Origin of the sequence: Parvimonas sp. M20, from assembly GCF_035282425.1 — a bacterium.
Classification (GTDB): domain Bacteria; phylum Bacillota; class Clostridia; order Tissierellales; family Peptoniphilaceae; genus Parvimonas.
The window spans coordinates 1-636 of record NZ_JAYKBQ010000062.1; the positions used below are offsets into that span (position 1 = coordinate 1).

Here is a 636-nt window from a genome sequence, read left to right on the forward strand (position 1 = left end):
CACCTAAATATATTTCTCATTACCCCACTTGCGATTCCTTCGATTTTGAAGTATTATATTGTATTGAACAGCAAACGCATAGAGGTTGATAAGATGGCAAACTGGGGCACTTTCGATTACGACAAGCGTTCTGCGTCTCAGGCTAAGATTGATGGTGAGGCAGGTGCATTGCGTCTTCATCTGTCGGCTCAAGGCAAGGATACGTTCTGGCGGCATAACGATAAGGTGCAGCGGGGCTATAATCAAAGTCTTGTGCAGGTGCATTGTGTTCGGAATAGTGCTTGGCAGGCTGTGCGTCTCTCGATGAAGGGCGTTACTACGTCGAAGAAGCTCGAGATCTTGCATGCATATTGGGACAAGCATTATAATACGATGCATACGTCTGCTGGCACAGATATCTGTGAGATTCAGATAGGAAACTACCTTGGCGCTTTGCGCAGGGGCGGACAATTAGATGATCAAAACAGGTTGAGGAAAGAGCATGGATAATGCGTAAATGGCTGGTAATGCTAGGGGCGTTTATTCTTGCCATGACTGGAATATTCAGTTTGTTTTGGGTGGGTGTTACCTGGTATGCTGGCCATATGCCTAAGCGCGAAGTAGTCTTGAATAAGCCGCCGCAGTGGCGGAAGGTAA

1 protein-coding gene is annotated in these 636 nt (G+C 46.9%); it reads left to right on the forward strand.

The features are described 5' to 3' along the window. Nucleotides 1-489, forward strand: a 489-nt coding sequence (locus VJI93_RS08365; RefSeq protein WP_324009256.1) for a hypothetical protein, incomplete at its 5' end; no start/stop codon positions are given. Between the last annotated feature and the right edge of the window lie 147 nt (nt 490-636).